General features: G+C 71.0%; 12 protein-coding genes. 3 read left to right on the top strand and 9 right to left on the bottom strand.

The genetic code is table 11. The features are described from left to right. Window positions 1–31 precede the first annotated feature (31 nt). The gene (locus CKW34_RS14755; protein WP_229579298.1) at window positions 32–403 is read left to right on the top strand and encodes an Rv2175c family DNA-binding protein; all 372 of its coding nucleotides are present in this window, start codon (window positions 32–34) and stop codon (window positions 401–403) included. Between the two features lie 39 nt (window positions 404–442). On the opposite strand, the gene CKW34_RS14750 is transcribed toward CKW34_RS14755, so the two are convergent. The 4 genes from CKW34_RS14750 to CKW34_RS14735 all read right to left on the bottom strand — a co-directional run bounded on the left by CKW34_RS14750 (window position 443) and on the right by CKW34_RS14735 (window position 5,645). After that, window positions 443–1,381 (bottom strand): phytoene/squalene synthase family protein, encoded by a 939-nt coding sequence (locus CKW34_RS14750; RefSeq protein WP_080968142.1) that lies wholly within the window; start codon window positions 1,379–1,381, stop codon window positions 443–445. Continuing rightward, complete coding sequence (locus tag CKW34_RS14745; protein ID WP_174479565.1) at window positions 1,374–2,960, bottom strand: alpha-(1->6)-mannopyranosyltransferase A; 1,587 nt, start codon at window positions 2,958–2,960, stop codon at window positions 1,374–1,376. The genes CKW34_RS14750 and CKW34_RS14745 overlap by 8 nt, the downstream gene beginning before the upstream one ends. Before the next feature lie 100 nt (window positions 2,961–3,060). Next, complete coding sequence (gene crtI / locus CKW34_RS14740; protein WP_059380931.1) at window positions 3,061–4,593, bottom strand: phytoene desaturase family protein; 1,533 nt, start codon at window positions 4,591–4,593, stop codon at window positions 3,061–3,063. A gap of 5 nt (window positions 4,594–4,598) precedes the next feature. Further along, window positions 4,599–5,645 carry a polyprenyl synthetase family protein gene (locus tag CKW34_RS14735; RefSeq protein ID WP_059380932.1) on the bottom strand — a complete coding sequence of 349 codons (1,047 nt, stop codon included), beginning with the start codon at window positions 5,643–5,645 and terminating at the stop codon, window positions 4,599–4,601. A gap of 219 nt (window positions 5,646–5,864) precedes the next feature. On the opposite strand from CKW34_RS14735, the gene metF reads away from it, so the two are divergent. Continuing rightward, the gene (metF, locus tag CKW34_RS14730) at window positions 5,865–6,809 is read left to right on the top strand and encodes a methylenetetrahydrofolate reductase [NAD(P)H] (protein ID WP_174479566.1); all 945 of its coding nucleotides are present in this window, start codon (window positions 5,865–5,867) and stop codon (window positions 6,807–6,809) included. A gap of 21 nt (window positions 6,810–6,830) precedes the next feature. On the opposite strand, the gene CKW34_RS14725 is transcribed toward metF, so the two are convergent. From CKW34_RS14725 to CKW34_RS14705, 5 genes are read right to left on the bottom strand one after another with little or no spacing between them, the layout of a single operon-like run. Further along, entirely contained in the window at window positions 6,831–8,048 is a 1,218-nt protein-coding gene (locus tag CKW34_RS14725; protein ID WP_059380934.1) for a glycosyltransferase family A protein, read from the bottom strand. Further along, window positions 8,018–8,740, bottom strand: coding sequence for an LppM family (lipo)protein (locus CKW34_RS14720; RefSeq protein ID WP_080968141.1), 723 nt, complete (start codon window positions 8,738–8,740; stop codon window positions 8,018–8,020). The genes CKW34_RS14725 and CKW34_RS14720 overlap by 31 nt, the downstream gene beginning before the upstream one ends. Beyond that, the gene (locus tag CKW34_RS14715; protein WP_059380935.1) at window positions 8,737–9,615 is read right to left on the bottom strand and encodes a carotenoid biosynthesis protein; all 879 of its coding nucleotides are present in this window, start codon (window positions 9,613–9,615) and stop codon (window positions 8,737–8,739) included. Before CKW34_RS14715 ends, CKW34_RS14720 begins: the two co-directional genes overlap by 4 nt. After that, window positions 9,612–11,207, bottom strand: a complete 1,596-nt coding sequence (locus CKW34_RS14710) for a phytoene desaturase family protein (protein ID WP_059380936.1) — start codon at window positions 11,205–11,207, stop codon at window positions 9,612–9,614. Before CKW34_RS14710 ends, CKW34_RS14715 begins: the two co-directional genes overlap by 4 nt. Then, window positions 11,204–11,851, bottom strand: coding sequence for a GNAT family N-acetyltransferase (locus tag CKW34_RS14705; RefSeq protein WP_059380937.1), 648 nt, complete (start codon window positions 11,849–11,851; stop codon window positions 11,204–11,206). The genes CKW34_RS14710 and CKW34_RS14705 overlap by 4 nt, the downstream gene beginning before the upstream one ends. 322 nt (window positions 11,852–12,173) lie before the next feature. On the opposite strand from CKW34_RS14705, the gene CKW34_RS14700 reads away from it, so the two are divergent. Further along, window positions 12,174–12,659 carry an SAV_6107 family HEPN domain-containing protein gene (locus CKW34_RS14700; protein WP_059380938.1) on the top strand — a complete coding sequence of 162 codons (486 nt, stop codon included), beginning with the start codon at window positions 12,174–12,176 and terminating at the stop codon, window positions 12,657–12,659. Window positions 12,660–12,683: the final 24 nt, after the last annotated feature.

The raw sequence follows: 12,683 nt of genomic DNA, 5'->3' as shown, positions 1-12,683 counted from the left end.
GCCCGCGAGGCCGCAACGATAACGTGGTGGGGTGAGTGCAATCCCTTACTGCGACGACGTTCTCGACCGCTCCGTGCCCGTGGTGCAGCTCGTCGATGTGGCCAAGAGCCTCGGCGTCGCCACCTCCCGCGTGCACCAGATGGTGCGCGACCGGCAGTTGCTGGCGTTCAAGCGCGACCGCGTGCCGGTCCTGCCCGAGGCCTTCCTCGACGACGAGGGGAACGTTCTCAAGGGTCTTCCCGGCCTGATCGCGGTGCTGCACGACGGCGGTTACGAGGACGACGAGATCCTGCAGTGGCTCTTCGCCGAGGACGATTCTCTTCCCGGTGGAAGCCCCGTCGCCGCGATGCACACGCAGTCCGCGCGCGAGGTCATGCGGCGGGCACAGGCACTCGCCTTCTGATCCGCGGCGGGCAACTCGGCCTGATCCGCGGCGGGCAACTCAGCGCTGCCGGAGCAGTGAACCGGTGACGTACTCGGTGAGCATCACCGCGGCGCGGGTGCGGCGCGGTACCGTCGCGCGCCGGTCGAGCACTCGGAACCCACTGCGTTCGACCTCGTCGAGGATCCGCCCGTAGAGCGTGAAGGCCGCGCGGATACCGGGCCGGATCCGGTCGGGGAGTACCGCCAGTCCGGGTTCGGCCTTGCGATATTCGGCGCGGGTCAGTGCGACCGCGTGGGCGAGCGCCCGCCGGACCCTCGGATCCACGGCGCCGGTGCGCCGGCATTCCTGCAGCAGGTCGATGTCGACCCCGAACGCCGACCACAGGTCGAGCGGGATGTAGACGCGTCCGCGCTCGAGGTCTTCGCCGACGTCGCGGATGAAGTTGGTGAGCTGGAATGCCTCACCGAGCGCGGCCGCGGCCGGTGGGGCGGCAGGATCGGCGACGTCGAGGATGGGCAGCAGTTCGAGACCGATCACTGCCGCGGAGCCGTGCATGTACTCGCGCAGTTCCTCGATGGTCCGGTAGTGGGGCCGGAACTCGGGCGTGCGCGGCACGTCCATGCGCATGGAACGGATGAAGGCGTCGAAGTACCCGGTCGGGATGCGGTACTGCCGGATCGTGTCGGCGAGCGCACGGACCACCAGACCGGTCTCGTCGAGCGGGCCGGGATCACCCGCGAGCGCGGCGTGCAGGCGGGCGTGCGCGTCGTCGACCCCGCGGATCGCGGCCTCCGGGTCGTCCACGGCGGTGACGTCGACGATGTCGTCGACATGTCTGGCGAACCCGTAGAGCGCGTGCACGGCGTGTCGGCGCGGGGCCGGCAGCAACCGGGTCGCGAGGTTGTAGGTGCGTCCGTGTTCGGCGGTGAGTTCGGCGCAGTAGGCGTAGGCCCGGGTGAGATCGTCGGCCGCGATCCCCGCGGGGCGGTCAGGCACGGTCGTCCCGGGCAGCGCCGGCGGGCGATGCCGCTCGTGGCCGCAACCGCAGGCGCAGCGGATCACGGGTGACGAGCGAACGGGCCGCGACGATCGAGGCGAACACCGCGAGTGCGACGTGCGCGATGTTGTACATCCCGATCGACCCGTCGGGGTTGAAGATCAACATCAACCAGGTCGACAACCCGACGAGCACCATGAGCACCCTGGGCGACATCGCGAAGGCGGCGGCGACGGCGAGCGGCCAGGAGTAGTACCAGGGCAGCGCGGCGGGCGACAGCAGGGTCACCGCGGTCAGTGCCACGACGATCCCGAAGACCGCGTCGCGCTCGGTGCGGCGGAAGCGCCACCACGCCCACACCAGGATCACCACCAGCGCGATCGCGCAGAGCATGCGCGTGATGTCGAGGACCGATCCGAGTCGCCACGGGGTGACCCACGTGACGGCGTGCGCCATCATCGTCGGCAGCGACAACCAGTTGATGATCTTCGACGAGCCGGACAGGGCGGTGAGCCAGCCGATGCCCACACCGGCGAGCAGCGAGGTGCCGCCGAAGACCGCGGCGAAGACGACCAGTCCCAGACCGGCGGCCTTGGCGAACAGGCGGACGGGCGCTGCCGGTTCGCGCCCTTCGGCGCGCGCACGGTCGCGTTCGTGGATCATCCACACCCACACCAGGAAGGGCAGTGCCAATCCTGCTGTGGCCTTGATCGCGGCGCCGAGCGAGACCAGGGCGATGCCGCCGATATGTCGGCCCTCGAGCACGAGCACGATGCCGGCGATCATGAGACCGACCATCAGCAGCTCGTTGTGCACACCGCCGACGAGATGGATCAGCACGAGCGGGTTCAGGACCGCGAGCCACAGGGCGATCGCGGGGTTCCCACCCATGCGACGGGCGAGTTTCGGCACGGCCCACGCCATGAGCGCGAGGCCGGGAAGCATGGTCAGGCGCCACAGCCAGGTGCCCGTCACCACGTTGTCGTCGGTGATGGACGTGATGCCCGCACCGAGCAGCAGGTGGACGGGCCCGTACGGCGTGGTGGTCGTCGTCCATACGTTGCTGACGTTGTCGAGCAGGACGCCCGGGTTGACGACCGGGCCCACCTCGTACGGATCGAAGCCGTCGCGCAGCAGTGCACCCTGCGCGAGGTAGGAGTAGGCGTCGCGGCTGAACATCGGGGTCGCGACGAGCAGGGGAGCGGTCCACGCGGGAAGCACCGTCCACAGATCGCGCACCGTGACGTGGCCGGCGAGGGTCGCCCGACCGACGCGCACCCACGCTGCGATCATGACGAGCACACCGACCCACAGGATGATCCGCGAGAGCAGCTGACCGTGGCCGAAGCGCAGCCACGACAGATAGATGTCCTCGAGCAGCGGATCGACGCGGCGGACACTGCCCGATCCGAAACTGCCGAAGGTCATGAGCACCGCGCCCCACGCGCCGAGCAACGTGGCGTGGCCGGCGGGACTCCTCAGGAATGCGTACTTCGGGCGCTCACCCGTCGGCGCGACCGTCCCCTCCGGCGCGGGCGAGGTCTGCGGCTCGGCGTCGGGCGAGGCAGGGGACGACATCGTTACGGTTCCTCCCCCGTGGACGTGTGGATGCGCGGCGCGCAGGTAGCTGGCGAACGAGGACAGTTTAGTGGAGACGCGGAGCGTGTTGCGCCCGGTGTCACCGGCTTCGCGGAACACCGAGCCGTTCGGCGGCGAGCCTTCCGGACAACAGCACGGTGGGGACGCCGACGCCCGGCACCGTCGCCGACCCGGCGAGCACCACGCCGGGAACGGCCGGATCGAGGTTACGGCGCCGGAACGGTCCCGTCTGCCGGAAGACGTGAGCGCTCGAGAACGGGCTGCCCGCCTGCATGCCACGAGCGTGCCAGGTTGCGGGTGTGTCGATGTGGTCGACGCGGAAACCGTCCATGATACCGCCGTATCCGCGGCGGTCGAGGACGTCGAGCAGCTCGTTGCGGTAGGGCACCGCGAGCTCGGCCCAGGCGAGCGGAGCGCTGTCGAGGTTCGGGCACGGCGCCAGCACCGACAACGGTTCGTGCTCGGCCCCCTCACGGGTGAAGCGCAGACCGGGATCGGACAGAGCCGGTCGTGTGATGAGCAGCGAGGGATCCGACATCGGCCGGCCACGTCCGCGGCTGCGGGTGATCTCCGCGAAGGTGCGGTCCCATTCACCGCCGAAGTCGATCACGTGGTGGTGTTGCGCCGCCCAGCCGTGGGTCACCCCGGTGGGGATCGACCCGTGCAGCACCACGGCCGACGGCGCGGCCAGTGTGCGGCGGCGCCGACGGTGCGGCAGCAACCCGTCGACCACCGGGGTGTCGGGGGTCAGGACGGCCGCGTCGCACGGGAAGCGTTCTCCGTCGCGGGTGCGGACACCGTCGACCCGGCCACCGGAGAGATCGAGCGAGGTCACCTCCCGGCCGAGTTCGAGCCGTCCGCCGGCATCGACGAACGCCGCGGCCATCGCGCGGGCGACCGATCGCATACCGCCGTCCACCGCGTACACGCCCAGCGAGGTGTCCATGTGGGCGATGGCCCCGTAGACGGCGAGGGCCCGTGCCGGAGCGACCCCCGCGTACAGCGCCTGGAAGGTGAAGACGCGGCGCAGGCGTGGGTCGGTGATCCTGCGGTTCACCTGTGCGCCGAGCCTGCCGAACCCGCCCAGCCGGAGCAGACGCGCAAGGTCGCGCAGTGCCGCCGGAGACGAGACCAGGTCGAGCGGCGAGTCGAAGTTCGCGTCCATGAAGCGGTCGAACTCGGCGTCGAAGATGTCGGCGAGCCACGCCCGCAGCCGCAGATAGCGGCGTGCCTCCTCGGGACCGCACACCCGCGAGATCTCGGCGACCATGGCCTCGGGGTCGGAGTGCACGTCGAGCGAGGTGCCGTCGGCGAACCGCGCGTGATAGGCGGGGGACAATTGTCGGGTGCGTAGCGCCGGCCGGACCGAGTCCCGATCGGCGCCCACCGCGGCGAGGGCGTCGTCGATCAGCTCGGGCATCGTGAGCACGGTGGCACCGTTGTCGATCTCGTAACCGGGGCCGTGATAACTGCCGACCCGGCCCCCGACGTCGTCGGCGCGTTCGAGGACCGTCACGTCCCTACCGGCGCCACGCAGGTGCAGCGCCGCGGACAGACCGGCGAGGCCGGCACCGACCACGACGACCCGGTCGGCGCCGGGAACCGTCCGCACCGTCCTCACGCCACCCGTCGGGTCGCGGCGACCGCCGACTCGCGCAGGAGGACCTTGCCCTCCTCGGTGGCGCCGGACGACTCGAGCGCCTCGAACGCGCTGTCGGTCAGTTCCGTGATGCGGTCCTCGATCCGGGCGACCGCGCCGAGGTCGACGAGCAGCGAGCGGAGCTGTTCGACCTGCGCGTCGGACAGATCGGTCCCGATCGAGGTGCGCAACAGCTCGGCCGCGGCCGGATCGGAGGCGTCGGCCGTCTCGAGTGCCAGCGCGTACAGGACCGTCCTCTTGCCCGAGCGCAGGTCGTCGCCGGAGGGCTTGCCGGTGATCTCGGGGTCGCCGAAGACGCCGAGCAGATCGTCGCGCAGCTGGAACGCCAGACCGATGTCGGTGCCGAAGCGGCGGTAGGCGTCGATGAGGTCGTCGTCGGCGCCGGCGAGAGCGGCGCCGATGTGCAGCGGGCGTTCGATCGTGTACGCCGCGGTCTTGAACCGGTTGACCCGCGTGGCGGCCTCCACCGATTCGTCCGCCGCCACCTCGTTGGCGATGTCGAGGTACTGCCCGCCGAGCACCTCGGTGCGCATCGCGGCCCAGGCCGGGACCACGCGCGCGACCGTCGCGGGGTCGAGCCCGGCCGAGTGCAGCATGTCGTCCGCCCACACCAGGGCGAGGTCGCCGAGCAGGATCGCGACCGACTCGCCGAACTGCTCCGACCTACCGTGCCAGCCGGCGCTGCGGTGCTGCTCGGTGAACTCGACGTGCACGGTGGGGAACCCGCGGCGCGTGGTTGAGGCATCGATGATGTCGTCGTGGACGAGGGCCGCGGCCTGCACGAGCTCGAGCGCCGAGCACGCCTGCAGGACGGCCGCGGCGTCCGGCCCGGTCGGATCACCGCCGGCGCCGAGCCAGCCCGTCCAGGCGAAGCGCGGACGTACCCGCTTGCCCCCGCGCAGCACGAACGCCTCGAGCGTGTCGACGGCCTGCCGGTATCCACCGCCCACCGAGTCGACCAGATCGGAACGTGAGGTGAAGAACTGCCGGAGGGAGTCCTCCACACGATGGGGGAGCTGCTCGGCAGACAAGTGATCGGCGCCGGTAGACAGGACGAAACCTCCAGGTCGATGGGTGACGGCACCTCGGCGGGGGGAGAGCCGGAGGCGCCGCGACCAGCCTATCCGCACACTCGGGTCGTCGCCGGTAGCGACCGGCCCGGTGGCGCCACCTATGCTGGACCGGTGACAAGCGACTTCGTCAGGGCAACCGAGGACGACGGGATTTCTCGGACCCCGTCGATCGTGGACCGTCTCGGATCCGCGCGTTCGGGCCGCATTCCGTTCTCCGTCGAGTTCTCCCCACCTCGCGATGCCGAGGCCGAGGGACGACTGTGGCGTGCCGTGCGGACGTTCGAACGCCTCGGTCCGGCCTTCGTATCGATGACCTACGGCGCCGGGGGATCCACCCGCGACCGTACGGTCCGGATCACCGGACGTCTCGCCGAGGAGACCACCCTCCTGCCGGTCGCGCACCTCACGGCCGTCGGGCACAGCATCGACGAACTGCGCGCGATGGTCGGTGCCTATGCCGACCGCGGCATCACCAACATCCTCGCCCTGCGCGGCGACCCGCCGGGCAACCCCCTCGGCGAGTGGGAGAAGCACCCGGAGGGTCTCGAATACGCCGACGAACTCGTACGTCTGGTGCGCGATCTCGGCGACTTCCACGTGGGCGTCGCATCGTTCCCGGAAGGACACCACCGGTCCCCGGACCTCGACCACGACACCCGCTATCTCGTGCAGAAGCTGCGTGCGGGCGCCGAGTACTCGATCACCCAGATGTTCTTCGACGTCGAGCACTACCTGCGTCTGCGCGACCGGGTCGTGGCGTGCGACGCCGAGCAGGGGCTCAAGCCGATCATCCCCGAGATCATGCCGATCACGTCGCTGCGCTCGGCGCGGCGCAGCCTCGAACTGTCGGGTTCGCACCTGCCGCCCGTGCTCGAGGAGCGGCTGCGGCGCGCGGCGGGCGACGGCCCGGAGGAGAACCGCGCCGCCGTGCGCGAGGTGGGCATCGAGGTGGCCACGGAGATGTGCGAGCGGCTGATCTCCGAGGGCGCGCCGTGCCTGCACTTCATCACGCTGAACTTCGCCCGCGCGACCGGCGAGGTGCTCGACCGCCTCGGCTACGAACTCGAAGCTCCCGCCGCGGTGCAGCCGGCCTGACATCCGTGCCCCGGTTCGGGGTCAGGGCAGGACGCGGGCCTTCCATGCCGCGCGTCCGCTGCGCCGGGCCCGGATCGACGACGCCGTGAGCGCGCCGAAGGCCAGGACCGATGCCGGGTGTGCCACGGCCTCGAGCAGGTCGTCGGCGGGACGGTCCGGAGCATCCGGGTGTGTGCGTCCTCCCCGTTCGGTGACGCGGGCGAGGAGTCGTGACGCCATGCCCGCGGCGGTTCCGACCAGACCCCAGCGTCGTGTCCGGCCCTCGCCGAGAAGCGCCGCTGCCGGGGGCAGGAGGTAGGCGAGGAGATACAGCGCGACCACCGCGGCCGCGCCGGCGGGGGAGCCGAACGCCGACCACAGCCAGCGGGTGTATCCGCCGATCAACGGGCGGGGCCCGTCGTACATCCGGCACGACGACAGCCCGCCCGCGGCCGCGACCGTCGTACGTCGTCCGGCGCGACGTAGTGCCCGGGCCAGATCCAGATCCTCCGTGGGACTCGCCGCGACCGCGGCGTGCCCGCCGATCGCCCCGTAGGCGTGCGCGTCGAAGACGAGGAACTGCCCGCACGCCACCGCCATCGACGGCCGGTGGGTGCGGTGCGAGACCGCGACGGGCAGCAGCGAGAACCACGACCAGAACAGCAGTGGCTGCACGAGCCGTTCGAGCGCCGACCCGGTGAGCTGGTACGGGAACGGCGAGACGAGCGCGGCATCCTGGCGGCGCAGCAGAGCGATGGCGGCGGAGAGTGCGTCGGGCGTGAGCCGGACGTCCGCGTCGACGAAGACCACGACGCCGCTGTCGGCTGCCGGCCCGGCGTGGGCGACGGCTGCGGCACACGCCGCTGCCTTCCCGGTCCATCCTTCGGGAGGTGGCTGGGTCGATCGGACGACGGTGATGCGCTCGTCGTCCGCGGCCGCGGCCGTGGCCAGATCGCAGGTGCCGTCGGACGAGTCGTCGTCGAGGATCACCACGCGCAGGGCGCGCAGGCCTCTCTGTGCGCGCAGATCGGAGACGATCGCACCGATGCGAGGAGCTTCGTCACGGGCCGGCACGACGACGGTGACCTGCTCGTCGACCACCGGTCCCGGAACGAGACAAGGGAGCGCGACGCGGTTCGCGACGGCGACGGCCGCACCGTAGGAGGCGACGAGAGCACCACCGGCGACGAGCCGCGCGAGACCGGGGGACAGGTCGCGCGGCAGGGGGGTCAGGACCGCGTCCCGTTCGCCGACGACCACTGCGGCGTGGGATTGCGGGTGAACCAGGCCGCGCCGGCGATGATCAGCGTGACACCGAAGGCGCCGCCGGCCATGATTCCGGCCCAGCCCGCGAAACCGCGCGTGTTGGGATCGGCGTAGCGCACCTCCGCGCGGAGGGTGCTCACCTCACCGGCCGGAAGCTTCCAGGTCACGACCGAATCCGACTCGCGGGTGCCGTTGGTGGTCGCCACCCGGGCGGGGAATGCGATGGTGAACTGCACGTCGGTGCCCTGGGTGGGAGCGGACTCGAGATCGACGCGTCCGTTCAGGGCGACCAGGTCGCCCGAGCGCTGCAGGTTGAGCTGGAACATGCCGGCGCTCTGGTCGGACATCGTGGCGAGCTGCTGGACGTCGCCGAAGGTGAGGTCGTTGAAGAAGACCTGGCTCCCGACGTAGCCGTCCTGCGAGTACTCCTGCACCCGCACCTTGCCGGCCAGGGCCGAGGGAGGGGTGAGTTCGGGACCGGGATCGTTCTCGTCGGCGGGGATGGTCGCGGCGACGATCTGCCCCGACACACGGTCATCGGAGGAGATCCCCATCGTCGCCTGCACACGCAGGCAGCCGGTGAGGAGCGGGAGGCCGAGGAGCACGAGCCCCACGACCGCGACGACACGACGGCGGACGGACAGGATGGACGACTGCACGGAGAACATGGTGCCAGGCACGGTCATCCTCGTCGGTTGTTCGGGTCGCTCGCGGCGAGTCGTGTCTCGTCCCGCCCGGGACCGGGCTTGCTTCCGCGCCACGACCGGACGAGCGAGAACAGCAGGGGAACACCCAGTACCCCCATGACGACCAGTCCGTACACCGCGGAGTAGCGGAGTTCGGGAGCGTCGAGGAAGACACTGTGGGCGAGCGCCGAACCGAGCCACGTCCACAGGAACAGTACGACGGGCACGGCGTCGTGCCGGGACGTGTCGGTGCGATCCGAACGGGAGTCGACGAGCACGAGCACGGTCGCCATGATCGCGGCGACGAGAAGCCAGCCCGCGTAGTTGGTGAGTGGGATGTGCTCGATCCCGGGCAGTCCGCCGGCGTTGCACCACGACCAGTGCCCGTCCGCCACCATCTGGGGGTCGAGATACAGATCCCAGCCCAGCATGCCGACGGTGACCGCCGCGACCCGGCCGGGACCGTTGCGGACGAGGCGGGAGGCCACGCACCAGACGGGGTACAGACCCGCCGACCACGCCAGCGGCACCACCAGCGGGACGTCGAAGGCGGCCGGTCCGAGCCGATCGGTGACATAGCTGTAGCAGCCGTAGGGATAGCCGGTCGTCGTGCCGACCACCTCGGACAGATATCCGATGCCCACCGAGCTGACGATCAGGACGACGGCGAAGGTGAGGCCGCGGTTCAGCGCGGCGTGGACGAGACATGCGGCGGTGAGCAGCGTGACGACCGCGACGGTCGCGGCGTCCCGGGCGCCACCCTCGGTGAGGGGGTAGGCGATCTGGGCCAGGACCGCGGCGACGGCCGGGACGATCGGAAGGATCGTCTGCCAGCGGGCCGGTCGGGGCGGTGCGGGGACGCGGGTGTCGGTCACCGCGACACCCAGCCCTTCACGCGGTCCACGAGAGTTCCCTTGGCGTCGGCGAGGGCGACCCGGGCGGCGTTGCGGCCGCTCGCACCGGAGACTCCACCGCCGGGATGGGTCGAGGCGCCGGTGAGATAGAGGCCGGGCGCGTCGGGCACCCGATAGCCGGACAGTTCCGGCAGCGGGCGCCACAGGAACATCTGGTCCAGCGACATCTCCACGTGCATGACGTTCCCGCCGAGCAGGCCGAGTTCGCTCTCGATGTCCGCGGGGGTCTGCACGTGGCAGTGCTCCACGCTTGCGGTGAATCCGGGAGAGCGCGTCTCCATCTCGGCGAGGATGCGGTCGGTCTCGGCGCCGGCGATGTCCTCCCAGCGACGCCCGTCGCGCAGCGCGTACGGATGCCACTGGGACCACAGGGTGATCTGGTGCTTGCCGTCGGGTGCGATCGTTGGGTCGAGGGCGGAGAAGCTCATCGCGAGGACGGCCGGTCGCGGGGGCAGGTCTCCCGCCATCGCCGCACCGTGCGCGGCGCGCAGGTGGGCGCGGTCGTCGACGAGCAGTTGCAGGCCGGCGGTCGTCAGTTCGGGCTCGTCGCAGCCGCGGTAGCGGGGCAGCGAGTCGGTGCCGAGCCGCAGGACCATGCCGATACCGGGGCCGACCCGCATGCTGCGGCGCCAGCGCTCGAGCCGGTCGCGGTCGTATCCGCCGCGGTCGAGCAGATCCAGCGTGGTCAGTACGTGGCATCCGGCGACGACCCTCCGGGCCCGCAGGGAGCGTCCCGATTCGGTGCGCACGGTCCACACATCGCCGGTCCGGCGGATCTCGGTGGCGGCGTCGCCGCAGGTCACCGTGCCGCCGTCGGACCGCAGCCGCGACAGCAGGGCCTGGGTGAGCGCGCCGCTCCCGCCGATCGCGCGCCCCGGGGGCAGGGTGTGCATGAGGGCCGCGAAGCCCACCATCGCGGCGGTGCCGGGCTCGGACATGGGCGGGCCGGACTGCGCGCCGAACCAGGCGAGTGCCGCCTTGAGGGGTTCGTCGTCGAAGTACTCGTCGAGCAGGCTGTCGCCGGTGGTGAGGAACCGGCGGGACAGGGCGCTGCCGCCCTCCCCGGCGTCGAGTCCCCAGAACGAGGACAGCAGGTGCCGGCCGGTCGGGGGGTGGGTGAACGACTTCATCACCGCGGCGCTGCGCGGACCCCAGTCCTGCACGAAGCGGCGGTACGCGTCGGCCTCGCGGCGTCCGCAGGCTGCTTCGACGGAGGCGCAGGTCCGGTCGAGATCGCGGTGGAAGACGATGCCGGGGCGGTCGGAGTCCGTCGGCGGCGGCGCGTATGCCCACGGGTCGCAGTCGATGTAGCGCAGGCCGTGGGCAGCGAGATCGAGTTCCTCGACGATCCCGGAGTGGCGCACCATGATGTGCGCCGAGGAACCGCGGTCGACGGCGTATCCGGGGAACCGTTCGACGGTGGAGACGGCGCCGCCCGGCACGGTGTCGCGTTCGAGGACCTCCACCGACCATCCGTCGCGGGCGAGATAACACGCCGAGACCAGGGCGTTGTGGCCCGAGCCGACGACGACGACGTCGAGTGTGGAGTTCATGGGGTACCGCTTCCGTCCGGATCGTCGATCGTGTGATGGTGGTACGGAACGAGGTCCGGCTCCAGAGGCAGGCTCCTGCCGAGGACCGCGAACGGGCGGGCGTCGCCGGTGAAGACGAACCGGCGGACGACGTCCTGGAATCCGAACCGACGGTACAGCCGCCACGCCCGGTTGTCCTCGCCCGGCACTTCGGGTGTCGACAGCAGTACGGCCGCTTCGGTGCGTTCCCGCAGCAGCGCCGACAGGAGCAGTTCACCGATGCGGCGTCCCTGCATGTCGGGGCGGACGTGCAGTTCGGTGAGCTCGAAGTAGTCGGAGAGGATGCGATCGATCTCCTCGGGGGACCGTCCGGAATGGCGCATCCCGGCGCGCACCTGCTGGTTCCACCACTGGCGGGTGTCGCCCCGGTAGCCGTACGCGATCCCGACGGCGGTGTCCGGATCGTCGGGGAGACTCGCAGCGAACGCCTGCCATCCCTCGCGGGCCGAATGCTCGGACCACATCGGCGCGCGGTGGTACTCCGTGCCGCGGGGATACCGCATCGCCGCGACGTAGACGGCCAGCAGCTCGGGCAGGCGCGCACGGAAGTCCGCGGGGGAGAGCTCGGTGAGGATCGGGGCGTCCTGGCGGGGATCGGTGGTCATGCGTGACTCGTTCGGGTGGCTCGCGCTGCGTCGGAGGTGCTCGGGTCTCGCTGATCGTTCGGGATGACGTGGCCACTTTCTCTTGACGGGTTGTCGGTGGGTCCAGCTATATTGAATACGTCGAACGCATGTTCGACACCGGTGATCCGGGGATGTTCGAGGGAAGCGAACATCCCCGGATCACCCTGGGGTCTCCCGCTCGGCGTCCGTGTCGGCCTCACTCGAGGACAGTGATCTCCGTTCCTCGGCGTTTCGGCGGGAATGCCACCGGATACCGCTCGTCGTAACGAGTGGTGAGACCACGCCGAGGAGGTGCGTGAACATGGCCAACGGTCAGGTCGCGAGTCGAGGCCCGCGCCGAACGTCTCCCACGCTCGGGCCGTCCGCATGCATCGACCATGCCACCTCGGCGCGCGCGGCGACGCTGCTGCGCAAGGCCGACGATCTGCTCTCGGGTGCCGCCGGTGCCGGCGATCCTGGCGAGCGGTTCCGCCTCGCCTATCTGGCGGCGCTGCGCGGCGCGGGCGCGGTGGTCGCCGCCGCGGAGCTGCGTTCCGGGATCCGCCCCCGCCGGCCCGCCACGCGCAACGCGTGGGCGCTCATGGCGCGCGCCGACGAGTCCTTCGCCGTCTGGGCCGACTACTTCGCCGATCGCTCAGCCACCCGCGCCGCAGTCGAGGCGGGGGTAGTGCATGCGGTGGGCGCCGACGAATCCGGGGCGTTCTACGACGAGGTGGGTCACTTCCTGCACGATGTGGAGGGCTATCTCGACGCCGAAGCAGAGCCGGAGGTCGGTGTCGGTGGGTGACTTTCGCCCCCTCACGAGGGTCTT

Source organism: Rhodococcus rhodochrous (assembly GCF_900187265.1).
Taxonomy (GTDB): domain Bacteria; phylum Actinomycetota; class Actinomycetes; order Mycobacteriales; family Mycobacteriaceae; genus Rhodococcus; species Rhodococcus rhodochrous.
Note: the sequence above shows the minus strand (reverse complement) of the source record. Positions and strands in the feature narration are given on the sequence as shown.